This window comes from Rhizobium sp. NRK18, assembly GCF_024385575.1.
Classification (GTDB): Bacteria; Pseudomonadota; Alphaproteobacteria; order Rhizobiales; family Rhizobiaceae; genus JANFMV01.
In genome coordinates this window covers 1799102-1823370 of the sequence record NZ_JANFMV010000001.1, presented here as the reverse complement: position 1 = coordinate 1823370, position 24269 = coordinate 1799102, and the positions used below count along the sequence as shown (strand labels likewise).

24 protein-coding genes and 1 riboswitch are annotated in these 24269 nt (G+C 63.2%); of the genes, 4 read left to right on the top strand and 20 right to left on the bottom strand.

Features of this window, described 5'->3' with window-relative positions; translation table 11 throughout:
• The first annotated feature begins 12 nt into the window (after positions 1-12).
• Positions 13-1143 (top strand): cobalt-precorrin-5B (C(1))-methyltransferase, encoded by a 1131-nt coding sequence (locus tag NN662_RS08415; protein ID WP_261929836.1) that lies wholly within the window; start codon positions 13-15, stop codon positions 1141-1143.
• Positions 1133-1807 carry a cobalt-precorrin-6A reductase gene (locus NN662_RS08410; RefSeq protein ID WP_261929835.1) on the top strand — a complete coding sequence of 225 codons (675 nt, stop codon included), beginning with the start codon at positions 1133-1135 and terminating at the stop codon, positions 1805-1807. The genes NN662_RS08415 and NN662_RS08410 overlap by 11 nt, the downstream gene beginning before the upstream one ends.
• 11 nt (positions 1808-1818) lie before the next feature.
• On the opposite strand, the gene NN662_RS08405 is transcribed toward NN662_RS08410, so the two are convergent.
• The 10 genes from NN662_RS08405 to NN662_RS08360 form a co-directional block, all read right to left on the bottom strand.
• Complete coding sequence (locus NN662_RS08405) at positions 1819-2196, bottom strand: type II toxin-antitoxin system HigA family antitoxin (protein WP_261929834.1); 378 nt, start codon at positions 2194-2196, stop codon at positions 1819-1821.
• 8 nt (positions 2197-2204) lie between these two features.
• A complete protein-coding gene (locus tag NN662_RS08400) occupies positions 2205-2432 on the bottom strand; it encodes a type II toxin-antitoxin system HigB family toxin (protein WP_261929833.1) in 228 nt (75 codons plus the stop codon).
• Positions 2433-2597: 165 nt separating this feature from the next.
• Positions 2598-3551 (bottom strand): nucleoside hydrolase, encoded by a 954-nt coding sequence (locus NN662_RS08395; RefSeq protein WP_261929832.1) that lies wholly within the window; start codon positions 3549-3551, stop codon positions 2598-2600.
• Positions 3552-3660: 109 nt separating this feature from the next.
• Complete coding sequence (locus NN662_RS08390) at positions 3661-4116, bottom strand: GFA family protein (protein WP_261929831.1); 456 nt, start codon at positions 4114-4116, stop codon at positions 3661-3663.
• Positions 4117-4152: 36 nt separating this feature from the next.
• Positions 4153-4944: a precorrin-4 C(11)-methyltransferase gene (gene cobM, locus NN662_RS08385; RefSeq protein WP_261929830.1), complete on the bottom strand. Its 792-nt coding sequence runs from the start codon at positions 4942-4944 to the stop codon at positions 4153-4155.
• Entirely contained in the window at positions 4941-6887 is a 1947-nt protein-coding gene (gene cobJ / locus NN662_RS08380; RefSeq protein WP_261929829.1) for a precorrin-3B C(17)-methyltransferase, read from the bottom strand. Before cobJ ends, cobM begins: the two co-directional genes overlap by 4 nt.
• A complete protein-coding gene (gene cobI / locus NN662_RS08375) occupies positions 6877-7626 on the bottom strand; it encodes a precorrin-2 C(20)-methyltransferase (protein ID WP_261929828.1) in 750 nt (249 codons plus the stop codon). The genes cobJ and cobI overlap by 11 nt, the downstream gene beginning before the upstream one ends.
• Before the next feature lie 165 nt (positions 7627-7791).
• Positions 7792-9018 carry a precorrin-6y C5,15-methyltransferase (decarboxylating) subunit CbiE gene (cbiE, locus tag NN662_RS08370; RefSeq protein ID WP_261929827.1) on the bottom strand — a complete coding sequence of 409 codons (1227 nt, stop codon included), beginning with the start codon at positions 9016-9018 and terminating at the stop codon, positions 7792-7794.
• Entirely contained in the window at positions 9011-9658 is a 648-nt protein-coding gene (locus NN662_RS08365) for a precorrin-8X methylmutase (RefSeq protein WP_261929826.1), read from the bottom strand. The genes cbiE and NN662_RS08365 overlap by 8 nt, the downstream gene beginning before the upstream one ends.
• Positions 9658-10944: a sirohydrochlorin chelatase gene (locus NN662_RS08360; protein ID WP_261929825.1), complete on the bottom strand. Its 1287-nt coding sequence runs from the start codon at positions 10942-10944 to the stop codon at positions 9658-9660. Before NN662_RS08360 ends, NN662_RS08365 begins: the two co-directional genes overlap by 1 nt.
• Before the next feature lie 317 nt (positions 10945-11261).
• On the opposite strand from NN662_RS08360, the gene NN662_RS08355 reads away from it, so the two are divergent.
• Positions 11262-12047, top strand: a complete 786-nt coding sequence (locus NN662_RS08355; RefSeq protein ID WP_261929824.1) for a TSUP family transporter — start codon at positions 11262-11264, stop codon at positions 12045-12047.
• Here NN662_RS08355 and NN662_RS08350 read toward each other — a convergent pair.
• The 9 genes from NN662_RS08350 to NN662_RS08310 form a co-directional block, all read right to left on the bottom strand.
• The gene (locus tag NN662_RS08350; protein WP_261929823.1) at positions 12044-12469 is read right to left on the bottom strand and encodes an EamA family transporter; all 426 of its coding nucleotides are present in this window, start codon (positions 12467-12469) and stop codon (positions 12044-12046) included. The genes NN662_RS08355 and NN662_RS08350 overlap by 4 nt on opposite strands.
• Positions 12470-12479: 10 nt before the next feature.
• Positions 12480-13106, bottom strand: a complete 627-nt coding sequence (cobO, locus tag NN662_RS08345) for a cob(I)yrinic acid a,c-diamide adenosyltransferase (RefSeq protein WP_261929822.1) — start codon at positions 13104-13106, stop codon at positions 12480-12482.
• Between the two features lie 44 nt (positions 13107-13150).
• Positions 13151-13459, bottom strand: a complete 309-nt coding sequence (locus NN662_RS08340) for a HigA family addiction module antitoxin (RefSeq protein WP_261929821.1) — start codon at positions 13457-13459, stop codon at positions 13151-13153.
• An 11-nt stretch (positions 13460-13470) separates the two neighbouring features.
• On the bottom strand, positions 13471-13767 hold the full coding sequence (locus tag NN662_RS08335) for a type II toxin-antitoxin system RelE/ParE family toxin (RefSeq protein WP_261929820.1): 297 nt from the start codon (positions 13765-13767) through the stop codon (positions 13471-13473).
• Between the two features lie 48 nt (positions 13768-13815).
• Positions 13816-17814: a cobaltochelatase subunit CobN gene (gene cobN, locus NN662_RS08330; protein ID WP_261929819.1), complete on the bottom strand. Its 3999-nt coding sequence runs from the start codon at positions 17812-17814 to the stop codon at positions 13816-13818.
• A gap of 168 nt (positions 17815-17982) precedes the next feature.
• Positions 17983-19056 carry a cobalamin biosynthesis protein CobW gene (gene cobW, locus NN662_RS08325; RefSeq protein ID WP_261929818.1) on the bottom strand — a complete coding sequence of 358 codons (1074 nt, stop codon included), beginning with the start codon at positions 19054-19056 and terminating at the stop codon, positions 17983-17985.
• 4 nt (positions 19057-19060) lie between these two features.
• Positions 19061-19588 carry a bifunctional adenosylcobinamide kinase/adenosylcobinamide-phosphate guanylyltransferase gene (gene cobU / locus NN662_RS08320; RefSeq protein WP_261929817.1) on the bottom strand — a complete coding sequence of 176 codons (528 nt, stop codon included), beginning with the start codon at positions 19586-19588 and terminating at the stop codon, positions 19061-19063.
• Positions 19585-20337, bottom strand: a complete 753-nt coding sequence (locus tag NN662_RS08315; RefSeq protein ID WP_261929816.1) for a CbtA family protein — start codon at positions 20335-20337, stop codon at positions 19585-19587. The genes cobU and NN662_RS08315 overlap by 4 nt, the downstream gene beginning before the upstream one ends.
• 18 nt (positions 20338-20355) lie before the next feature.
• Positions 20356-20529, bottom strand: coding sequence for a CbtB-domain containing protein (locus NN662_RS08310; protein WP_261929815.1), 174 nt, complete (start codon positions 20527-20529; stop codon positions 20356-20358).
• 49 nt (positions 20530-20578) lie between these two features.
• Positions 20579-20950, bottom strand: a riboswitch (cobalamin riboswitch).
• 152 nt (positions 20951-21102) lie between these two features.
• Here NN662_RS08310 and speB point away from each other — a divergent pair.
• Positions 21103-22068, top strand: a complete 966-nt coding sequence (gene speB / locus NN662_RS08305) for an agmatinase (protein WP_261929814.1) — start codon at positions 21103-21105, stop codon at positions 22066-22068.
• 217 nt (positions 22069-22285) lie between these two features.
• Here the strand turns inward: speB and NN662_RS08300 are convergent, their stop codons facing one another.
• A complete protein-coding gene (locus NN662_RS08300) occupies positions 22286-23746 on the bottom strand; it encodes a cobyric acid synthase (RefSeq protein WP_261929813.1) in 1461 nt (486 codons plus the stop codon).
• Between the last annotated feature and the right edge of the window lie 523 nt (positions 23747-24269).

Sequence of the window (24269 nt, the reverse complement as noted above, 5' to 3'; positions counted from 1 at the left end):
TATAACCATGCCATGACCAGCGAACCCGACATAGCCGCATCCCCCGAGGAACCTGCGCGCGAGCCCAAGCCCGAAGGCGAGCTTCGGCGGGGGTGGACGACGGGCGCCTGCGCTACGGCGGCAAGCAAGGCGGCGCTGATTGCTCTCATCACCGGCGAGTTTCCCGATCCCGTCACAATCCGCTTGCCGAAGGGCGAGGAGCCGGCGTTTCCGCTGGCCTTCGAAAGCCTTGGCGACGGCTACGCCGTGGCGGGCATCGTCAAGGACGCCGGCGACGATCCGGACGTCACCCATGGCGCCACGATAATCGCCATGGCCCGGCCGCTCCCGCCCGGAAGCGGTATCCGCTTTGCCGCCGGCGACGGGGTCGGCACGGTGACGAAACCCGGCCTGCCGATCGCGGTCGGCGAACCGGCGATCAACCCCGTGCCGCGCAAGATGATGACCGAGATGGCAGAGGAAATCTGCGCCGAATTCGGCCTGCCCGCCGACCTCATGATCACCATCTCCATTCCGGGCGGCGAGGAGATCGCGGAAAAGACCTGGAACCCCCGGCTCGGAATTCTCGGCGGCCTCTCCATCCTCGGCACCACCGGCATCGTCCATCCCTTCTCCTGCTCGGCCTGGATCCATTCGATCCACCGCGGCATCGATGTCGCCCGCGCCGAAGGACTGACGCACGTGCTCGGCGCGACAGGGTCGACCTCGGAGAAAGCCGCGCAGGACCTCTACGGCCTGCCGGACGGCGCGCTCCTCGACATGGGCGATTTCGCCGGCGGGCTGCTCAAATATCTGCGCCAGCATCCGGTTCCCCGCCTCACGATCGCCGGCGGCTTTGCCAAGATGACCAAGCTCGCCCAGGGCGCGCTCGATCTCCACTCCGGCCGCAGCCAGGTGGATATGAGCTTTTTCGAGAAGCTGATGGAAGGCGACGACCTGAATCAATCTCTGAAGGACCGAATTCAATCTGCGAACACTGCGCTCGAAGTGCTTGAAGCGACTCAGGGAACCGGCATCGATCTGCCCGCCCGCATCGCCGGGAAGGCGTTGCAAACGGCGCGAGAAACGCTGCGCGACGCTCCCATCTCGATCGACATCGTCATCACCGACAGGCAGGGAAAGATCATCGCCCGTGCCGGATAGGATCCTCATCCTCGGCGGCACGCGCGAAGCAGCCGCATTGGCCGAGACGCTGTCAAAAACCGCCGACGTCACGACGTCGCTTGCCGGACGGACCAGGGAACCCGCGCCCCTTTCCGGCGCGGTGCGCAGCGGCGGCTTCGGCGGCATCGAGGGTCTGGCTCGCTACCTCTCGGAAAACGCCATCACCAAGGTCATCGACGCCACCCACCCGTTTGCCCGAACCATATCGGCCAATGCGGTCGAAGCCTGCCGGCGCGCCAACGTACCGCTGGAAGTCCTCACCCGCCCGCAATGGAAGGAGCTACCCGGCGACGACTGGACGGAAGTTGCCTCCATCGAGGCGGCCGTCAAGGCCCTGCCCGCCGCCGCTCGGGTACTGCTTGCGCTCGGTCGGCAGCATATCGAACCCTTTGCCGCCCGCACCGACTGCCACTTCGTCATCCGCATGGTCGACCCGCCGGAAATGCCGCTCTCCTTCACCCGGCACGACCTCGTCCTCGCAAAACCGTCAAGCGATCCCGACGACGAAAAAAGGCTGATGCAGCATCACCGCATCAGCCATCTCGTTGCGCGCAATTCCGGTGGCGACGGCGCCTATGCCAAGATCATCGCTGCAAGAGACCTCGGATTGCCGGTGATCATGATCAGCAGGATCAAGGCCTGAGGCCTAGTCAATCAGGCCGCAATGTCCCCGACAAGCGCACCGGCGGGTATACCCCACGCCTTGCTCAGCTTGCGGATCTGATCGAGATTGATTTCCCGTTTGCCGTTCAGGAGATCGGCGGCCCGGGACTTCGAGCCGATGACAGCGATCAGATCGGCGCGGCTGTAATTGTTGGCCTCCATCACCGACTTCACGACGTCGACCGGCTTTGCCCGTGGAATTTCAAAATGCCGCCTTTCATACTCCTCGATCAGGAGCACCAGCGCATCGAAATGCGCGGCAGCATCCGTGCCTTCAGCCGGTTCCCTCTCAAAAAAGGGCCGGACAGCGATCAGCGCCTCCTGATATTCCGCCTCGCTCTGAAAGGTTTTGAAGTCATCAAGTTTCATGGGTCACCTCAAAGCTTCGCCACGTCGATCTTGTCATAATCCGCATGCGTCCCGACGAAGAGCACGAAGATGCGTTTGGTCCGATAGGCGACCAGACCGACGATACGGTACTTGTTGCCACCAACGTCAAACACCACCTTTCCGTCTGCCACGTAGTCGGCAGAGTTGAAGGTCTTCTTCAAGTCATCAAAATGGTTCCACTGGGCATCCGGTGCCGTCGTGTACCATTCCATCATGGCCGCCTGCGCCGCTTTGCGGGGCGATCCCGCCGGCTGACCTTCCCAAAACCGAACAAGGGCCGACTTGGCGATCACATTCATGAGGAGAATATATAGCGTTCCCAGATTGGAAACAAGGGCATTTCCAACCTGGGAATCAATCGAATGACCGTTCGCTCTCGATCAACCGTCGACAAGCGTCGTCTTGATCAGGTCGAGAACGCGGTCCTGCTGGATGTCGATGCAGGCCTTCTGGCTGGGGTGGCCATCCCATTCGCTGGGGCCGAAGGACTGGCCGTCCGGCTTCTGGATCGTCTGCCCGTCGGCGACCGAGCCGCAGACGACGCGGATCGGGCCCGAACGCGTCTTGAAGAGTTCGGGGGCGACGACATAAACGCAGGCGCAGCTATCGTGCACCGCCATCGTGTCCTTGACCCAATGCTTGTAAAAGTCGATGTAGAACTGCGAGATGTCGGACAAGAGCTTCACGTCCTTGCCGCCCTTCTCCACCATTTCGGCGAGATCGGTCCGCGACATCAGCGTCTTCATCGTCACGTCGAGACCGACGACGACGACCGGCCATTCGGCCGTCAGGATGAAATCGGCGGCTTCCGGATCGCCATGGATATTGGCTTCGCCGGCCGGCGTGATGTTGCCATTGACGTCGAAGGCGCCGCCCATGATCACCACCTGCTTGACGAGCTTGGCGATCTCCGGCTCGCTCATAAGCGCATTGGCAAGATTGGTCATGCGGCCGACGGCGACCAGCGTCACCTCGCCGGGATGGGCCTTGACCGTATCGATGATGAACTGGTGCGCCGGGCGCGGATCCGGATCGAGGTCGATCTCGGCCGGCACGCCGATATTGCCGAGCCCGTCGTCGCCGTGGATGTGATACGGGAAGTCACCGCTGCTCTTGCGGTCGGGATTGAAGGTCTTGTCCGCGCCCTTGGCGACCGGGCAGTCGATCCCCCATTCGCGCTTCAGGAACAGCGCGTTGCGCGTCGTCGTCTCGATCGAGGCGTTGCCGAAGACGGTGGTGACGCCGACGAGATCGATCTCGGGGTGGCGATGCAGGAACAGCAGGGCCATGGCATCGTCGACGCCCGGATCCGTATCGAAAATCACCTTGTGCATGGCGGATAATCCTTGTCTCTTTTCTTTTTGTTGAAGGCGAGGATTAGCCACGGCGCTCGAAAAATTTCAAGAGACATCGGCCGGTGTCCGAAGCCGGTAGTGCGCGCGCCTAGAAGTCCGATTCCGCGAATTCCGCCAGCAACCGCGGAAAGTCCTCCCGCTCGGGAAACTTCTCGAAGCTGTGCCTTGCCGGTGTCTCGGCCCAGGCGAGCTTCTCGCAGGTATAGGATTCGATGAAGGGACGGTACGACTGGCAATCATCGAGCATCGTGGAACGAACGTTGACGAACGGCCCCATGCCCTCCCAGCGAGTAAAGACCCAGCTCATGCAGCTCGGGCAGAAGAAATGCTTGAGGTCGGCGCGAAGGCCGCCGATCACCGGCTCGCCACTCAGAAGCTCGAAGACCGTTTCCGGGTAAAGCGAGCTCAGCGAAAACGCGCTAGCCGTCATGCGCTGACACCCGGTGCAGTGACAGGCCATGGTGATCATCGGTCGGCCATGCACCTTGAACCGCAGGGCCCCGCAGCGGCAACCACCTTCATGCACAGCATCCGACTCACTCATGGCAATCTCCCTGTTGTTCGGACGAACACTATCCCGTCAGTCCTGACTTTCAACCTTGGCGGGCTTTTTCTTGCCGCGATTGCGCAGAACGTGGCTGAAGCCGGAATTGTAGAGGTCGCTGTCGCGGAACTCGGCTTGCCCGAACACCTTGCCGACCATGAGCAACGCCGTCCGGGTGATCTTTGCCTTGCGCACTTCGTCTGCCATGTCCTTCAGCGTCGTGCGGATGAAGAGTTCGTCCGGCCATGTCGATCGATAGGCGACGATCACCGGGCAGTCCTCGCCGTAATAGGGCGCCAGCGTGTCACGGATATGCGGCAGGTTGCGGATCGACAGGTGGATGGCAAGCGTCGCCCGCGACTTGCCGAGGATCTCCAGCGTCTCGAATTCCGGCATCGACGATGCCTTCATCTCGGTTCGGGTGATGATCACCGTCTGGGCAATCTCCGGCAGCGTCAGCTCTGTCTTGAGCCGGGCCGCCGTCGCTGCGAACGCAGGCACGCCAGGCACGACGTCATAGTCAATGCCTAGCGCATCAAGCCGACGCATCTGCTCGGCGATTGCTCCGTAGATCGACGGATCGCCGGAATGGACGCGCGCCACGTCCTCGCCGCGCTCGTGGGCCGCTTTCATCTCCTCGACGATCTCATCGAGATGCATCGGCGCCGTGTCGCGCACCAGCGCCCCCTCCGGCGCCGCCTTGACGATTTCCTCCGGCACCAGCGAACCGGCATAGAGGCAGACCGGGCAACGTTCGATCAGCTTCAGACCGCGCACGGTGATGAGATCCGGCGCCCCGGGACCTGCTCCGATAAAATAGACGGTCATTCCGCTGCATCCTTGTTCGTTGTCATTCCCGTGTCGGCCTTTCCGGAATAGCCGCGTGGCGTGTAGACCCAGGTCCGGCCTTCGCCGGTCTTCACGGTCCGGCTTTCCGAGGATCCGACGACGACGACGGTCAGCATGTCGACCTCGTCGACATCGAGGCTTCCGAGCGGCACCACCCGGACGCGCTCGCCCTCGCGGCCGAGATTGGTGGCGAGGATCACCGGCGTGTCGTCCGGCCGGTATTTCAGGAGTTCGTCACGCGCATAGGCGAGCTGCGTCCGCCGCTTCATCGACACCGGATTGTAGAAGGCGATGACGAAATCGCCTTCACCGGCGGCCTTCACCCGGCGCTGGATATGTTCCCACGGCGTCAGCAGGTCGGAGAGCGAGATCGTGCAGAAATCATGCCCGAGCGGCGCGCCGATGCGCGCGGCGGCGGCCTGGAGCGCGGAAATGCCGGGCGAGACCTGAATGCCGATCCGCGAGGCCGCATCCGAGATGCCGCCCTTGTCCAGAAGCTCGAACACCAGCGTCGCCATGGCATAGATGCCGGCATCGCCCGAGCAGACCAGCGCCACCGATTTGCCCTGGCCGGCAAGCTCCATGGCATGCACGACGCGCGCCTCTTCCTTGCCGAGATCGAAATCATGGCGCACCTTGCCATCAGCCAGCGGTCCGAGCAGGTCGAGATAGAGCGAATAGCCGACGAGATCGGTAGAGGCCGAGACCATCGCCGAGACCTCTGGCGAGCGCCACTGATCGGCGCCGGGGCCGATGCCGACGACATAAAGCATGCCGCGCGCCCGGCCCTTCGCCGAAGCGTCGACGATCGTCGCGGACCGGGCGATCGCCGCCGTCGCGCCCTTCGACTTGATCTTGGCGACTGCCAGTTCTGCCTCCTCGCCAGCCATTGCCAGCGCCGCGCCCTCCGCCACGCCGTGGCAGCCGACCTCGGCGAAGACGACATCCGATGGCGTCTTCAGCCGCGGCGTTTCCGCTTCCAGCGTTGCGGCATCGAAGAATCGCGCTGGCACACCGAAATGCGCAGCAACCGCATGAATGGCAGCCTCGTCGGCTTTCAGGTCAAGCGAGGCTACGCAGGCGAGGCTTTCCCGTGCGAAACCGCCCTTCGCCAAGGCCTCTTCCGCCAGAGCTATCGCTTCAGCCGCATCGCAGCCGCGCTCGCAGCCCATGCCGAGCACAAGCGTGGCGGGGTGATAGACGAGTTCGAGCGGGGCGGCGTGATGAGCCTGATCGGTGACGGTCAGCGTCACTGCTCCGTCGTCAGCAAAGGGGATGCGGGAGGACTGGAGCCAGGAGGCTCCGTCCCCTCTCCCCGCCTGCGGGGAGAGGGTCAGGGTGAGGGGCAAACTTGTATCATTGCCCTGCCCCTCATCCGCCCTTCGGGCACCTTCTCCCCGCGCGCGGGGAGAAGGAAGAACCAACCGCGCGCTCGCACCCGCCACCAGTTCCGCCATCAAAGCCTTGGCATTCTCCGCATTGCCCAGCCTCAAGCCAGCCGGCGGCTGGTCGAGCGCGATGCCGAAACGGAGATCACCGGCCGTCGTGACCGCGGCATGACTATCGAGAGCACCGGCGATCTGCCGCGCCAAGTCGTTCGCGCCATGATGCCCGCCAAGGAGCGGCACGACCGAAGAACCGTCTTCGGCAATGGCGATCACCGGCGGTTCGCTCGTCTTGTAGGCCAGCGCCGGCGCCAAAAGACGGATCAGCGCACCGGAAGCCATAACGGCAATGATCGGACGGCCGGCGCGAAACAGCGCCTGCACATGCACCTTCGTGTCATCGAACGGAACGGCCACGTCTGCACAACGCGCACGCAGGCCATGCAGCTCACCGTCGACAAGCTTCGCCACGCGCTCGGCCAGAGTTTTCGCCGCGTCGGACAGGATGACGACAGCCGGTCTTGTTTCATTCACCATCGGAATTGTCCCTGGCTGCGGGCAGGTCCAGATCGGAAATCCAGCCCTCTTGCCCCTTGTAGATCAGGATGATCGAGAAATACGGCGCGCTCGCCGCGTCCACCGCTTCGAGCGGCAGAATGCGCTGCTCGGCGAGGCTGATGCGTTCGAGATAGCCGGCCTTGCCGACCAGATTCATTTTCTGAAGAAGGTTGCGTATGCGGTTGAAATGACGCCCGACCTTGATGATGGCCACCGCGTCGGCGCTTGCAATCCGCGCTTCCATGTCCTCGTCCGGCAGCGGGCCCGGCACCACCGACAGCACGTCGTTGCGCGCGGCCAGAGGCCTGCCGAGTGCCGCCGCACCGGCCATGATCGAGGAAACGCCGGGCACGATTTCCGTCTCGTAGCGCGCCGAAAGACGCTCGAAGACATACATGAAGGACCCGTAGAAGAAGGGATCGCCCTCGCACAGCACGGCGACATCGCTGCCGGCGAAGAGATGATGGGCAAGCTCCTCACAGGCCTTGTCGTAGATTTCCTGCGCCGGATAACGCTCGACGCGCATCGGCATCACCATCGGAATTTCCAGCTGATCGGACCTGATCCACTGCGCGGCAATCTGCCGGGCGAAGCTCGGGCCGGTATCCGGTGCAGGATAGGCAATCACCGGCACGCTCGTCAGGATCCGATGCGCCTTCAGCGTCAGGAGTTCCGGGTCGCCGGGACCAAGCCCGAGGCCGTAGAGTTTACCCGTCATGGCGTTCTCCCGAGAAAGTCCCCCTCTGGCCTGCCGGCCATCTCCCCCACAAGGGGGGAGAAAGCCCGCGGCTCCCATTCCTCATACTGCGGAGAACGGCTGCGGCGCGGCTAGCCCCTCCCCCTTGTGGGGAGGGGTTGGGGAGGGGCAAGTTACCGAGACTGCTCATGCCGACCATTCCTTTTCCACCGCCCAGATCGTCACAGGCATCAACGGCTTCCAGCCGGAAAAGCGACCGACGGGCTCGACGCGGGCGACGGAGAGCCTCACCATGTCGCCGCCAAGCTGCGCATGCAGCGAGGTCAGCGCCATTTCGCCCTCCAGCGTCACCGCATTGGCGACGAGCCGCCCGCCGGGCCGCAGCGCCTCCCAACAGGCCTCGAATACACCCTCGGCCGTCATGCCGCCGCCGATAAAGATCGCGTCCGGCGTTTTCAGCTCCGCCAGCGCATCCGGCGCACTGCCTTCGACGACGGTGACGCCGGGAACGCCGAGATTGGCGGCATTCTGGGTGATCATGGCGCAGCGGTCCGCGTTCGCCTCGACGGCGACGGCGCGGCCACCGGCCCGCATCCATTCGACCGAGATGGACCCGCAGCCGGCCCCGACATCCCAGAGGAGTGCGCGCTGGTAGGGCTTGAGATAGGCCATCGTGACCGCCCTCACCTCGCGCTTCGTCAGCTGACCGTCATGGACGAAGGCGCTGTCTTCGATGCCGCCGGTCAACGCATGGAACGGCGCTTCGCGCACGCAGTGGATGCCGATCGTGTTGAAATCGGCGAATTCCTCCTGGCTGTCGAGCACCTCCTCGACGGTGAAGCGCCGCACCCGCTCGCCGGTGCCGCCCATATGTTCCAGGACATGGATGAAAGAGCCGCCGAAGCCCTGCGCCTGCATGATCGTCGCCACGTTTCGGATCGTCTCGCTGTCGGATGTCAGCGCCAGAAGTCGCGCCGCCGGCTGCAGATACCGGGAAATGGCTTCCACCGGCCGGCCGTGCAGCGAAATCTGGTCGACGTCCTGCAGCGCCCAGCCCAGGCGCGCGGCGGCCAGCGAGAAGGCCGAGGGGGACGGAATGATCCGCATCTCCTCCGGCGGAAAATTCCGCCTGAGCGTCGCGCCGATGCCGAAATGCATCGGATCGCCCGTCGCCAGGATGGTGACCGGATGGCCGCGCAGGTCGATGATCTTGTCGAGCACGGTCTTGTAGCCTTCGGCCCAGGACAATATCGCCTTTGGCGGCAGCCCTTCCAGGATCGCGTCCAGCCGCTCGGCTACAACGATCGTCTCGGCCTCCCAGACGAGGGACAGCGCCTCCGGCGTCAGGCTGGAAAGCCCGTTGTCGCCCATGCCGATAATGGTGAGCCAGGGGCCGTCTTCGATCTCAGCCATTGCCGCCAAGCCCTCCGGCGAGCGCGTTGACCGCAGCCGACGCCATGGCGGAACCGCCACGCCGACCGCGCACAGCGATATAGGGAACGCCGAACACGCCGTCGATCAGCGCATCCTTGGATTCCGCCGCGCCGACGAAGCCGACCGGAAAGCCGAGGATCAGCGCCGGTTTCGGTGCCCCGTCGCGGATCAGCTCCAGAAGCCGGAACAGCGCTGTGGGCGCGTTGCCGATCGCAACCACGGATCCCTCCAGACCCGGCTTCCACAGGTCGACCTGGGCGGCAGACCGCGTCGTCCGGTTCCAGGCGGCAAGCGGCTTCACCCGCATGTCGTTCAACAGGCAGACGACCTCGTTTTCGGCCGGCAGCAGCTTGCGGATAATGCCGCGATCGACCATTTCCGCATCGCAGAAGATCTGGGCTCCAGCCTTCAACGCCACTTCTCCGGCTTCCGCCGCACCGTCGGAAAAGGCGATATCGGCGGCGAGATCAACCATGCCGCAGGCATGAATCAATCTGACAGCAAGCTTCTCCATGCCATTGGAAAACCGCGAAAGATCGGCCTCCGCCCGGATCGTCTCGAACGACCGGCGGTAGATCTCGTCGGGATCGCGGATGTAGTCGAGTTCGGCCAAGGTCATCAGGGCTTCTTCATGGACTTGGGACCGAGCGGATGATCCGCATGCGGATACGGCGCATGATGATGGTCGTGGCCGTGGTCATGGCTATGATGGTGGTGATCATGCGCGTGGTCATGGTGGTGATCATGCCCGTGACTGTGATCGTGATGATGCCCGTGGGCATGCTTCTTCGGGCTCTCGGCAGAAAGGATGGCGTCGATGTCGTCTCCGACCTCCGCCGTTTCGAGACCGGCATAGCGGCCGCCGAGCGTGATCGACATCGTGTAGTCGAAAGCCGGCGCCAGATCGTTCGGCTCGGCATGCGAATGAACAGGCGTCCACGGCAGACCGTGCTTCCTGCAGAAATCCTCGTCACGGCAGGAGGCATCGCAGTCGCCGCCGCAGGGACAGTTTTCCAGCCCGCCGCCGATGCCTTCGACGTGGTGGTGGTGGCTTTCCTGCGGCTGGCCGATATCGGCCTCGAAGCCCAGCACCTGTTCGCGGTACTTGCACATCTGGCAGTTCATCACCGCCGCACCCTCGAGGATTTCGCCGACCCGGTCCTGGAAGGCGTCGAGCACCAGCGGATGGTCGTTGAGATAGCCGGCCTTGACGAACTGGATATCGGGATGCTTTGTGGCCACCTCGTCGGTGTAGCTGTAGATGCGTTTGACCAGCACGCCGGTGAACAGGAAGTACGGAAACACGATGATGCGCCTGTAGCCGAGCTTGGCGGCGTGCGTCAGGCCCGGCTCGACCAGCGGGAAAGTGACGCCGGAATAGCAGGTCTCGCCCCAGCCGAAGCCCATGCCTTCCCAGAGCATGCGCATGACCTTCGTTGCATTGGAATTGGCGTCCGGATCGGACGAACCGCGACCCACCACCATCAGCAGCGTCTCGTGCTTGTCGACGAAGCCGTGCTCGGCATTGGCCGCATCGACGGCTTCCTGGATGCGGTCGCCGGCGGCCCGGATCATCTTGAGATCAATACCGAGTTCGCGCCCGTAATTGATGACGAAACCGGGATGGCGCGCCTGATAGGTATTGAGAACCGACGGAATGTCGTTCTTGGCGTGGCCGGCGGCAAACAGCATGCCGGGCACCGCCAGCACGCGGGTCACGCCCTTTTCGCGCAGCTTGTCGAGCCCTTCGGCGATCACCGGATTGCAGAATTCGAGATAGCCGTATTCGACCGGCAGATCGGGATTGCGGGCGCGCAGCCCCTCGGCGATGACGGCGAATTCGCGCGCCGCATTCTGATTGCGGCTGCCATGTCCGCACACCATGATTCCGAGTTTTTCCGCCATTTCGGGCCTCCCTGCTTCGTTTTCTCTGCCTGTACGAAGCGCCGGCAAACCGTCGCAAGACGGAAGCCAAGGCCAATTCGGACAGCTCCGGAATTGGCTCCCTGCTTGGGTCAGCCGCACCGGACACGCTCAGCCTCTTGAAAGAGGCGCCGTCGCACATGGCCCGATGCTTAAACGAAGCGGCATATGGGGTCAAACCAGAATGCGACGCTCAGATGAAAAGCTGCGCCGTTTGGCAGAATTGCAAATTGCGGACCGACCGCAGAGGTGATTAAAGGCAATTCGTCCCGCGCGTCCCTCCAATTCGAGTTCCCCCTGTGCACGACCTTGCGCCGCATCTGATCGTCTTCCTGTTTGCCGCCGCCTTTGCCGCCGGCTTCATCGATTCCATCGCCGGCGGCGGCGGCCTCGTCACCATTCCCGCCATGCTGATCGCCGGCATTCCGCCGCTCGAAACGCTCGGCACCAACAAGCTGCAGGGATTGTTCGGCTCGGGCTCGGCGACCATCGCCTATGCCGCCAAGGGCCATGTGCATCTGCGTTCGCAATTGCCCATGGCGCTGCTGTCATTTCTCGGATCGGCCGTCGGCGCGGCGCTCGCGACCATCATTCCGGCCGACATCCTCAAGGGCGGCCTGCCCTTCCTGCTGATTGCCATCGCGCTCTACTTCGGCCTGAAGCCGAATGTCGGAGACATCGACCGCCACCAGCGCATGCGTCCCTTCCTGTTCGGCCTGACTCTGGTGCCGGCGATAGGCTTCTATGACGGCTTGTTCGGGCCCGGAACCGGCTCCTTCTTCATGCTCGCCTTCGTCTCGCTTCTCGGCTTCGGCATGCTGAAGGCGACCGCACATACCAAGCTTCTGAACTTCGGCTCGAACCTCGGCGCCTTCGCCGTATTCGCCGTCAATGGCGTGATCATGTGGAAGCTTGGCCTACTTTTGGGTGTGGCGCAGTTCCTTGGCGCGCAAGCCGGCTCGCGTCTCGCCATGAGGAACGGTGCGAAGATCATCAAGCCACTTCTGGTCATCACCTGCCTGATTCTGGCAATCAAGCTGATCAGCGACCCCGCCAATCCGATCAGGGCGTGGCTCGGCCTCTAGAAGACCGCCAGCACGACCGCGCCAACGGCGATCATTCCCACGCCGAACCAATGGACGAGGCTCAGCTTTTCGCCAAGGAAGACGACGCCGAAGATGGCGACCAGCACGATAGACAGCTTGTCAATCGGCGCAACGCGGGAGGCTTCCCCCAGCTTCAGCGCGCGGAAATAGGCAAGCCATGAGGCTCCGGTCGCAAGACCGGAGAGCGTCAGGAACACCCAGGTCTTCTGCGGAATGGACGAGAGCGGCTGCCATTGCCCAGTTGCAAACACAATGCCGGCGGTGACACAGAGGATAATGGCGGTGCGGATGAAGGTGGCAAGATCGGAATTGATCGCCGAAATGCCGACCTTGGCGAAAATCGCCGTCAGCGCCGCGAAGACGGCAGCAATCAGCGCCCAGAACTGCCAGCTGCCGACCATCGCCGTCCTCCTAATATTCGATGCCCTGCTGCGCCTTGATGCCGGAGCGGAACGGATGCTTGATCAGTTCCATCTCCGTCACAAGATCGGCAATCTCGATCAGTTCGTCCTTGGCGTTGCGGCCCGTCAACACGACATGCGTCATATGCGGCTTCTGCGTCGCCAGGAATTCCACCACCTCGGCGATATCGATGTAGTCGTAGCGGATGGCGATGTTGACCTCGTCGAGCAGCACCATGGACTTCTCGCCGGAGGAAATGAGCTCCTTGGCTTTCGCCCAGGCCGCCTGCGCCATTGCGACATCGCGCGCCCGGTCCTGCGTTTCCCAGGTAAAGCCCTCGCCCATCGTGTGGAACTCGCAGAGATCGGAAAAGCGCTCGATGATCAGATCGCGCTCACCAGTCGACATGCCGCCCTTGATGAACTGCACGACGGCACACGGCATGCCGTGGGCGATATGCCGGAAGATCATGCCGAAGGCCGCCGTCGACTTGCCCTTGCCCTTGCCGGTGTGGACGACGATCAGCCCCTTCTCGTCGGTCTTGGTCGCCATGATCTTGTCACGCGCGGCCTTCTTCTTCGCCATCTTCTCGGCGTGACGGGCGTCCAGATCGGCCTTAATATCGGAATCTGTCATTCAATTTCTCTCTCGCTCGGTCGGCCCGCGCTTACCAACCAGTCTCACGCAGCGGTTTGAACCGGCCTGACCTTGTCCAGTTTCTTCTTTACATCATCAGAATGCAGAGCGTTCCACAGATCCAGTCTGCGCTGAACGTTCAGCCAGAAATCCGCACTTGTACCAAACACCTTGGCAAGCAGCAGTGCAGACGACACCGTGACGGCGCGCCGCCCGGTGCAAAGCTCGTTAATATGCTTGCGCGGAACTCCCATGGCGTCAGCAAGGTGACCCTGCGTCAGGTTGAGCGGCTCCAGAAATTCCTCGATCAATATCTCACCGGGAGAAACCGGCCTTCTCTTCGTTACAGTCATGAACGTCACTCCTAGCGGTAGTCGTGATTATCGAGGTAAAGGTCCGACGCCTCACCGGCTCCGTCATCCCATCTGAAGATCAAGCGCCACTGCCGGTTGATGCGAATTGAACAATAGCCGTCGAGATGCCCCTTCAGCTTCTCGAAATGGTTACTCGGCGGCATACGCAGATCCCGATCGTCCGCCGCATCGTCGATCATCTGAAGCTTGCGAAACAGGCGGGCATCGATCTCGGAGGGCAATTTTCGGCTACGCACGTCATCTACGAAATAGGCTCTAAGCCACTCATCGCGAAAACTTCTGATCATAGAGCGCCCTGATTTGTTGAGTTATTGTACCGCCCAACGGGTCTAACGTCAACTCGATCCGAACTCGGAAGCCAACCTTTCCAGTTCGAACCGCGCCGAATTACTTCTAGGGATCCACAATCCGCGATCGATTGCTTCCAGAAAACGCTCCGCCAGTTCTTTCAGCGCCGCGGCGTTCTTGTCGGCCATGAAATCGCGGACCGTCTCATCCATGATGAAGGCCTGATAGGCGGCCTCGAAATGGTAGTCCTTGACGGCTCCTGTGGTGGCGGCGAAAGCGAACATGTAGTCGACCGTCGCGGTGATTTCGAAAGCGCCCTTGTAGCCGTGACGCATGACACCGGCGATCCATTTCGGATTGACGACGCGGCCGCGCACCACGCGGCCGATCTCTTCTTCGAGCGACCGGATCACCGGCTTTTCCGGCCGCGAATGGTCGTTGTGGTAGATCGCCGGCCGCTCGCCTTTCAGATGCTCGACGGCGGCCGTCATGCCGCCTTCAAACTGGTAGTAGTCGTCGCTGTCGAGCAGATCGTGCTCGCGATTGTCCTGGTTCTGCACGACGGCCTGGACGCTGCGCAGCCGCTCTTCGAACAGCCCACGCTCGGCCTTGCCCTCTTCGCCGGCGCCATAGGCGTAGCCGCCCCAGACGAGATAGCTTTCGGCCAGATCGGCCCGCCTATCCCAGCCCTTCTCGTCGATCAGCGCCTGCAGGCCGGCGCCGTAAGCGCCCGGTTTCGATCCGAAGACCCGGTAGCCGGCCCGACGCTCCGCTTCCGTTTCGCCGAGCCCCCGGGCCACCAATTCCGCCCGCTCCCGCTTCATCCGGGCGGCGACGGGGTTGTCGGCCTCGTCCTCTTCCAGCGCGCCGACAGCGCGCACCGCACGATCGAACAGCGAGATCTGCTCCGGAAAGGCATCGCGGAAAAAGCCCGATATGCGCAATGTAACATCGACGCGCGGCCGGCCGAGCTTTGCCATCGGGATGATCTCGTAGCCGGTCACCCGACGCGACGCCATATCCCATACCGGTTTCACGCCGATCAGCGCCAGCGCTTGCGCAATGTCGTCGCCGCCGGTGCGCATGTTCGACGTGCCCCAGGCCGTCAGGCCGAGGGATGTCGGCCAATCGCCGTGATCCTGGACATAGCGGGTGATCAGCATTTCCGCCGACTTGCGGCCAAGCTCGTAGGCCGCCGGCGTCGGCACAGCCCGGCTGTCGACGGAATAGAAGTTCTTGCCCGTCGGCAGCACATCCGGTCGCCCCCGTGTCGGCGCACCGGATGGCCCGGGCGCGACGAAGCGACCGGAAAGCCCGGTCATGATCCCGGCGATTTCCGCCTGACCCGACATGACGATGGATGGCTTCAATCGCGTTTCGATCTCGGCAAGCACCGCCCGCGTCGCCGCCCAGTCATCGGGGCAGATGATGTCGCCGGACACCAGCGCGGCGGCCAGCAACTCGATGCGCTCGACGGTGTCACCATTCGTCCGCCACGGGTCATCGGAGAGGCCCGCGAGAATGTCCGGTCTCGGCCCGGTCCAGGGCGCGGCCATATCGCAGTCTAGGGGGTCGAATGGAGCGTCAGGCTCACCCCCCTCTGTCACTTCGTGACATCTCCACCACAAGGGGGGAGATTGGAGCTCCGCCGCTGGCCTCTCATCGATCTCCCCCCTTGTGGGGGAGATGCCCGGCAGGGCAGAGGGGGGTAAAATTGGTCGCAGGTCTGACAATCCCAGATCCCCCGCAATCGCCCGCTGAAGGCTGGCATCGCCACCCTCACCCACACCGCGCGGCACGCGGGCGAGCGCAACCGTCAGATCGGTCAGCAGCCGTCCCTCAGGCGCAAGGCCGAAAATGTGCAAGCCGTCGCGGATCTGCATTTCCTTAAGATCGCAGAGCCAGGCGTCGAGCTTTTCGAGCGCCGCATCGTCGCTGTCGCCCTTGGCAATGCCGGCATCCTGATCGAGGCCGATGTCGGCAATGAGTTCGAGGATCTGTTTCTTCAGGAGCTTCAACCGTCGCGGATCGCCGCCCGCCGCCTCGTAATATTCATCGACCAGAGCTTCCAGATCCTTCAGCGGTCCGTAGCTTTCCGCCCGCGTCAGCGGCGGCGTGAGATGATCGATGATGACGGCCGAGGTCCGGCGCTTGGCCTGCGTGCCCTCGCCAGGGTCGTTGACGATGAATGGATAGACATGCGGCAAGGGACCGAAGACGGCCTCCGGATAGCAGGTTTCGGAGAGCGCCAGCGCCTTGCCCGGCAGCCATTCAAGATTGCCATGCTTGCCCATGTGGACGATTGCACCGGCGCCGAATTCTTCGCGCAGATGCGCATAGAACGCGAGATAGCCGTGCGGCGGCACGAGGTCGGGCGAATGGTAGGTTTCCTTCGGGTCGATATTGTAGCCGCGGGCCGGCTGGATGCCGACCATGACGCCGCCGAGCCGGCTTAGCGGCAGCGCGAACACGTCTCCGACCACATAAGGATCGCCTTCCGGCGCGCCCCAGCGGGATGTTACCTCGTCCTGAATCTGTTTGGGAAGACTCGCGAAGAAGACCTTGTAACGGGAGAGGGAAAGCGTCTCGCGGATCTCCCGTCCGTCATTGCCGGCATTGGTCGGTCCGGCCATCAGATGCGCCATCAGTGCGTCGCCGTCAGCCGGCACATCGGAGACCGGATAGCCCGCCGCCGCCATCGCCTTCAGGACCTCGATCGTGCCAGCTGGCGTGTCCAGGCCAACGCCGTTGCCAAGCCGTCCGTCGCGGTTCGGATAGTTCGCGAGGATGATGGCCACGTTGCGCTCGGCAGCCGGCTTGCGCCTCAGCCGCGCCCAGTTGGCCGCTAGCTTGGCAACGAAGGCGGCCCTGCCCGGCTCGGGTTCGTGCGTGACGATATTCGCCTCGACATTTTCGTCGAAGGATGCTGCCGACTTGAAGGAGACGGCGCGAGAGAGCACGCGGCCGTCCACTTCCGGCAACGCAACGTTCATCGCCAGATCGCGGGCGGAAAGCCCCTGCGCCGAACTCTCCCAGGCATCTCTCGACGACGCTGAGAAAATTGCCTGCAGCACGACCGCCCCAGAGGCTTCGAGGACCGTGCCCTTCGTCTCCGCACCGGGTGCCGACACCGCAAAGCCTGTGGCGTTGATCACCACATCCGGTGCGACATCGGAAAAGACGGCTTCCACCGTTCCGGCTGACACCGGATCCTTGAGGCTGGAAACGAATACCGGCAGCGCCTGAACGCCTTCGGCCGCCAGTGCCTCGATCAGTGCCTCCACCGGCTTCGTCTCGCCGCTCTGCACCAGCGCGCGGTAGAAGCAGATGGCGGCGGTTGCGGTACTCCCTCTCCCCGCCTGCGGGGAGAGGGCTGGGGTGAGGGGCAAATTAGCGTTTGCATCCCTCTGCCCCTCATCCGCCCTCCGGGCACCTTCTCCCCGCATGCGGGGAGAAGGAAGAGCGGCAAGGTCTTGCCACTCCGAAACCGAAACCACACCCCTGCCCGACCACCAGAGCCCTGCCTTCAACAGCGGCTTGGCTGGCTCCGGCCTTTCCCCGCCGTTGAGCAGCGCCGCGCAATAATCGAGAAATCCGCGCGCATTCTCCTCGCCGCCTTCGATCAGGTAGGACCAGAGCGCCGCGTGATCGTCGACATCGAGATTGGAATAGGGCAGCAAGCCGTCGTCGGGCTTGTCGTCTCCCGGCAGCACGGCAATCAGCGCACCGCTCCGGCCTGCTGCGGCATGCAGCGCCTCGAGCGCATACTGGAAGTAGCTCGCCCCGCCGAGCGCCCGCACCACGATCAGCTTCGCATGCCGCGCCGTGCGCTCGACATAGGTGTCGACCGACATCGGGTGCTTGAGGCTCATCAGGCTGGCAAGCCTCAGGCTCGGCCCCTCGCCATGGCGCCGGTGCGCGCCGGCAATCGCGGCGAGCTCCGTGTCGGCGGCGGACAGGAAGAGGATATCGCCCGGCGACTGGCCGAGATCGATTGCCTCTTCGCTATCGGCAATCGAGCCTTTCTGGGCGAGCAGCAGATGCATGTTTCAGTCCTTCAGGCTCCTGCCCCTCATCCGCCTGCCGGCACCTTCTCCCCGTTCACACGGGGAGAAGGGCAAACTCGGCGCCGCCCAGGCCCCCCTCCCCGTTTGCGGGGAGAGGGCTGGGGTGAGGGGCAAGTGTCAGGCAGGCGCAACGGCTTTGCCATTCTCTTATGCCGCGGCGGCGATCGCCGCGCGTACCGCTTCCTCGTCGATTTCGTGCAGACCGATCACCACAAGACGCGAGCCCCTGGTCTCGCCCGGCTTCCACGGCCGGTCGAAATAATGCTCGATCCGGCTTCCGACGGCCTGGATGACGAGGCGCATGGCCTTGCCGGGCACTTCGACGAAGCCCTTGAGGCGCAGGACATCATGGGCGTCGATGACACCCTTCAGCTTCTCGAGGAAGGCCGCAGGATCGGCAAGCGCACCGAGTTCGACGACGAAGCTTTCGAATTCGTCGTGATCGTGGTGGTGATCATGCTCCTCGCCGGAGGCGTGCAGCGCCTCATGCTCCAACTCGTGGTGGGACTTGCGGTTGACGATATCGTCTTCCGAGCCCGCACCGATCCCGAGCAGCACGGCCGCCGGCACTTCGCCGCCTCGCGCCTCGACCATCTTCGGCTTGCGTGAGATCGAGTTCGTCACGGTCTCACGCACCAACGCCAGACCGGCGGCGTCAAGCAGGTCGGCCTTGTTGAGGATGATCAGGTCGGCGGCGGTCAGCTGATCCTCGAACAGTTCTTCCAGCGGGCTCTCGTGGTCCAAGTTGTCGTCCTGCACGCGCAGCGCATCGACCTTGTCGTGATCGTCGGCAAAGCGGCCGGCGGCGACCGCCGCGCTGTCGACAACAGTCACCACGCCATCGACGGTCACCTGCGTCTTGATGTCCGGCCAGTTGAAGGCGGCGACCAACGGCTGCGGCAGTGCCAGACCGGAGGTCTCGATGACGATATGGTCGGGGCGGTTTTCCCGCTCCAGAAGCTTCGTCATCGCCGGAATGAAATCGTCGGCGACGGTGCAGCAGATGCAGCCATTGTTGAGCTCGACGATGTCGTCCTCGGTGCAATTCTCCGCGCCGCAGCCCTTCAGCACTTCGCCATCCACGCCGAGATCGCCGAATTCGTTGATGATCAGCGCGATCTTCCGGCCATTGGCATTCATCAGCATGTTGCGGATCATCGTCGTCTTGCCGGCGCCGAGAAAGCCGGTGATCACCGTTGCCGGGATTTTTTCCTTCATCATGATCCTAACCCTTCATTTTCAGCGGCAATCCCGCCGCGATAAAATAGACTTCGGCCGCCTTTGCCGCAGCCATCTGATGGAGCCTGCCGGCGTGGTCGCGAAAGGCGCGCGCCATGGCATTTTCCGGCACGATGCCGAGACCGACCTCGTTCGACACCAGGATGATGCGACCCATCGCCTGCGGCAGGTAGTCGGCCAGCGCCCGCGAGGCCGCGTCGATATCCGCCTCCGCCATCATCAGGTTCGACACCCAGAGCGTCAGGCAATCGACGAGAATAACACGGCCCGGATCGTCGACCGAGCGCAGGCAGCCGATGAGGTCGACCGGCTCCTCATGCGTCGTCCAGCCGTCGCCGGCCCGCTCATGCTTATGGCGCGCGATGCGATCGCGCATCTCGTCGTCATAGGCCTGGCCCGTCGCCAGATAATGGTGGTCGAGACCGGACTGTCTGGCCAGCCCTTCGGCGAACCGCGACTTGCCCGAACGGGCGCCGCCCAGCACCAGGACGGCGCCGGGCGGTGTCGTCATCATGCGGCAGCTCCCACGATCTTGCGGTTTGCAAGACCCATCAGCAGGCCAAGCACGAGCCAGAAGACCAGCGTCGTGGCCAGCGCGGCAACAGCAAACTCGGCGGCAAGAATGGCCGGGACGGCGCTGTCGATGCTGTCGGGCTGCGGCGCACCCCAAAGATGCGGAGCGGCAATCAGCACGAGGCCGAGAACCTTGGCCCAAGACTCTTCACGCAGGGCCAGAAGCCAGATGCCGGCACCCGAAAGCACCACCGCGCTCAGCCACCAGACCTGGCGGGCGTCGAGATCCGCGGCCGGAAAGCCGGGCAGTTCCGGCGGCAACCCAAGCGAGGGCAGCATATGCACGGCCAGCCAGGCGCAGGCACCCCAGAAGATGCCGTTGGCCAGCGTGATATCGCGTCCTGACACGAGGCTGATGCCGGCCAGAAGCAGCGCGAAGCCCGCCCCGGCCACGAGATTGGCCATCAGCGTTCCGCCGAAGCGGCTGACTCCGAAGAGCAAACCGCCGTCCTCGTGATCATGCTCTTCAGCCCCATGGGCAAGGGCCGGAGACGGCAGGAAGAGCGAGCCGGCGAGTTCGCCGAATGTCGAGTTTTCAGCCTTCGCAGAATGCTCGTGCGCGGGCGCCCCGCCTTCATATTCTTCTGCATGCAGAATCAAGGGCACGACTTTGACCTGCTGCGCGACGGTCATCACACCACCGGCAACAAGCCCGGCCACCAGAGCGGCCAGGAGATATCTGACAATCATGACAGGTGACCTTCGTCCTTAATGGCAGGGAAAGCCATAGGCGTGGCGCACGTCATGGGCGGTATCGTGCAGAACCGCCGAATGCGCGAGACCGACGCCGAACACCAGGAACGCGCCGAGAAGCAGCGCGATGAAACCGGCCTTCTGACGGTCGGACACCGAGAGGGTAGAAGAAGATGCGATCGTAGCCATGACAACCTCCGTGCTGGCGTACTGGAGGAGCCTCCTCCGAGGTTTGGGCGAATGCCCGGCACGATATGGCAGGTCTCCTGGCTCGCGGTTTCAGGCATTTCTGCCAGCAGGTCTCCCTCGCCTTCCCGGAGTTTGATGGCAGATCGCGAAAGGCGGACGATTCGTAGACAATAGAGGCGTCCAACCCCGGTTCACGCGACTGCCACTCCAGTGGCTTTTTCCGCCGATGGTCTTTCCTGCCCGCCTGCCGATAGTGCAGACAGCCGGCAGTGCGGCCCATCGGTGGAACGGAAGACCCTCGCCACTCTACAGTCGCGGGGTCGGCTGCGATTGGAACGCCCTGCTTGGGTCCGTCCCGTCACATTCCCTTTTGATCCCGATTGGCGCTTGCCGCTCGGGAACCATCCGTAATTAATGATGATTATGGATTCCCCTGCCGCCTGTCAATTGCGCGTGAGCGACAGAGACTGTCCTCTCACCGCGATTTCCGACATTCGCAAATCCCACTTGCCCACCCGCCTAACCGGTGCGACCTTCCCTCTCGCAGCACATCGGGATGGCAAAGGATTGCGCATGACGAAAAACAGCTACGACTCCGGACGGTTGAACCTGCCCTTCGTCGGCATTTCCACCTTCGGCAAACGTCCATACGAACCGGACTGGTCGAAGATTGCCGCCGATGTCGCCGTCATGGGCGCGCCCTTCGATTTCGGCACGCAATGGCGGGCCGGCGCGCGTTTCGGACCGCGGGCGATCCGCGAGGCCTCGACACTGTTTTCCTTCGGCCATGCCGGCGCCTATGACCATGACGACGGCGTTACCTATCTCGACGACGTGACGATCGTCGACATCGGCGATGCCGACATCATCCACACCAACACCGAAATGAGCCACGCCAATATCGAAAAGGGTGTGCGGGCCATCCTTGCGGCCGGCGCGCTGCCGGTCGTGCTGGGCGGCGACCATTCGATCAACATCCCCTGCATCAATGCCTTTTCCGATCAGGGCCCGATCCATCTCGTGCAGATCGACGCCCATCTCGACTTCGTCGACGAACGGCACGGCGTGCGCAACGGTCACGGCAACCCGATGCGCCGCGCGGCCGAGAAGGATTACGTCACCGGCCTCTCGCAGATCGGCATCCGCAATGTCTCCTCGACCGCGAAGGAAGGCTATGAAACCGCGATCTCAATGGGATCGGACATCATCACCGTTCGCGGCGCCCGCAGGCTCGGCACCGAGGCGCTGCTTGCCCGCATTCCGGAAGGCGTGAACTACTATCTGACGATCGACATCGACGGTTTCGATCCATCGATCGCGCCGGGCACCGGCACGCCAAGCCACGGCGGCTTCCTCTATTACGAGGTTCTCGACATCATCGCCGGCCTCGCCGAACGCGGCAACGTCGTCGGCATAGACCTCGTCGAGGTCGCACCCGACTACGACCACACCGGCACCACTGCGATCCTCGCCGCGCAGGTGCTGCTGAACACGATCGGGCGGATCTTTCATTTCCGGAAGTTGAGGGCTGGTGGGTAAGGACATCGCAATTTGCAAACGCCCCCCTCTCTTGGAATTTCTAACACTTAGCTGGCGCTAAGATGTTGAAATTCCATTCTCCCCCGCCGAGGGGGAGATGGGAGCCCGCGGCGATCTCGACGCTTCGCCTCTCCCCTTGCGGGAGAGGATACAAAATCATGATCTTAGCTTCAGCTAAGTCATAGATTTTGTTGGTGAGGGGATATTTTTGGCGACGTCACCCGCCTGCCATCACCCCATCAAGCCAGTCCTTGTCCAGGACCGCCTCCAGCTCCGCCGCCACCTCGTCTAGCGCCGCATCGACGCTCGCCGCGTAGTTCGTGCGTTCGCCCGAAAGCCCGAAGCTGGACAACAGGCCGGCGCGGTAGGTATCGCTGGAAAAGAGCCCGTGCAGATAGGTGCCCATCACCTTGCCGTCTGCCGATAGTGCCCCGTCCGGCCGGCCGTCGATGGTCACCGGCGCCCGCGCGCAGTCCGCGCCACGGGTTTCGCCGAGATGGATTTCGTAACCGGCCAGTGACGCATCATATTCGGTCGACCAGGCCGAAGCGTTGCGCACCGTCTTTTCCGGCGCCATCACCGTCTCGACGTCGAGAAGGCCGAGGCCCGGCGCCGCGCGCACATCCCCCTCGATCCCGTCCGGATCGTGCACCACGCGCCCAAGCATCTGGTAGCCGCCGCAAATGCCGATCACCCGCCCGCCGCGCCGATGGTGCCGGACGATGTCGCCATCCCAGCCCTGCGCCCGGAAATCGCCAAGGTCACCGATCGTTGACTTGGACCCGGGAATGACGACCAGCGCCGCGTCGGCCGGAATGCGTTCGCCCGGCCTGACGAAGACCAGCTCGACATCGTCTTCCGCCGCCAGCGGATCGAGATCGTCGAAGTTGGCAATGCGCGAGAGAACCGGCACGGCAACCTTCAGCGCCCCCGTCCCGCGTCGCGCCAGCCGCTCCAGCACGACGGAATCCTCCGCCGGCAGGCGCGCCGCCGACTTCAGCCACGGCACCACGCCGAAGCACGGCCAGCCTGTAAATTCCTCGATCGCGGTAATGCCGTCACCAAACAGTGACACGTCGCCGCGAAACTTGTTGATGATGTAGCCGGCGATCATTGCCCGGTCTTCCTCCGGCAGAATGGCATGCGAACCGACGAGCGAGGCGATCACCCCGCCGCGATCGATATCGCCGACCAGCACCACCGGCACCTTCGCCCGCGTGGCAAAGCCCATATTGGCGATATCGCCGGCCCTCAGATTGATTTCCGCCGGCGACCCCGCCCCTTCCACGATGACGAGGTCCGCCCCCTCGCCGGTGATACGAAAACTCTCCAGAACCGCGTCCAGCAATTGCGGTTTCAGCCGCTGGTAATCGCGTCCTTTCGCCTGGCCGAACACCCGGCCCTGCAGGATGATCTGGCTGCCGACGTCCGACTGCGGCTTCAAGAGCACCGGGTTCATGTGGACGGAAGACGGCACGCGCGCCGCCATTGCCTGCAGCCATTGCGCCCGGCCGATTTCGCCGCCGTCATCGGAAACGGCGGCATTGTTGGACATGTTCTGCGGCTTGAAGGGACGGACCTTTAGGCCCCGGTTGGCGGCAATCCGGCAGAGGCCCGCGACAAGGACCGTCTTGCCGACGTCCGATCCCGTCCCCTGCAGCATGATTGCTTTCGCCATGGTCGCTTCATCCCTCCGTCAAAGGCTGAAAGGGATAATGCGATCGCGGGCAATTGCAATTGCCCAATGCGGAAAAGATGAAGGGAGGAGCGACATCGCCAGCCCTGAAACGCCAAGGCCGCGCAATCTCCAGAGGAGACGCGCGGCTCTTCGGCAACAGTGACGGCACGTACTTCAAACTAAAGCCGTTCAATCTCCGGTACGCAATACCCGATCCGGAGACTTGGAGCGGTTTGAGCCGCTGAAATGGAGTTATATCGGCAGTTCGTTACCGGAGAGTTAGCGGCGAATTGCCAAAAACCCCATATGACAATTTAAAGTCCCAATTCGCGGAAAAATCGACATAAGTACATGTTTTCAAACATATATTATTTTTTACCGAAAGACCGGCTGCCGCCTGCCACGCTCGGTGGCGAGTTAACGCCGGCCATCGCGGTTGATTTATTGCCGACATGACCTACCCTTAATGTCGAGCAGGCCGGAAATTGCGCCAGGGGAACGAGCGCGCGACCATTTCCGGCGC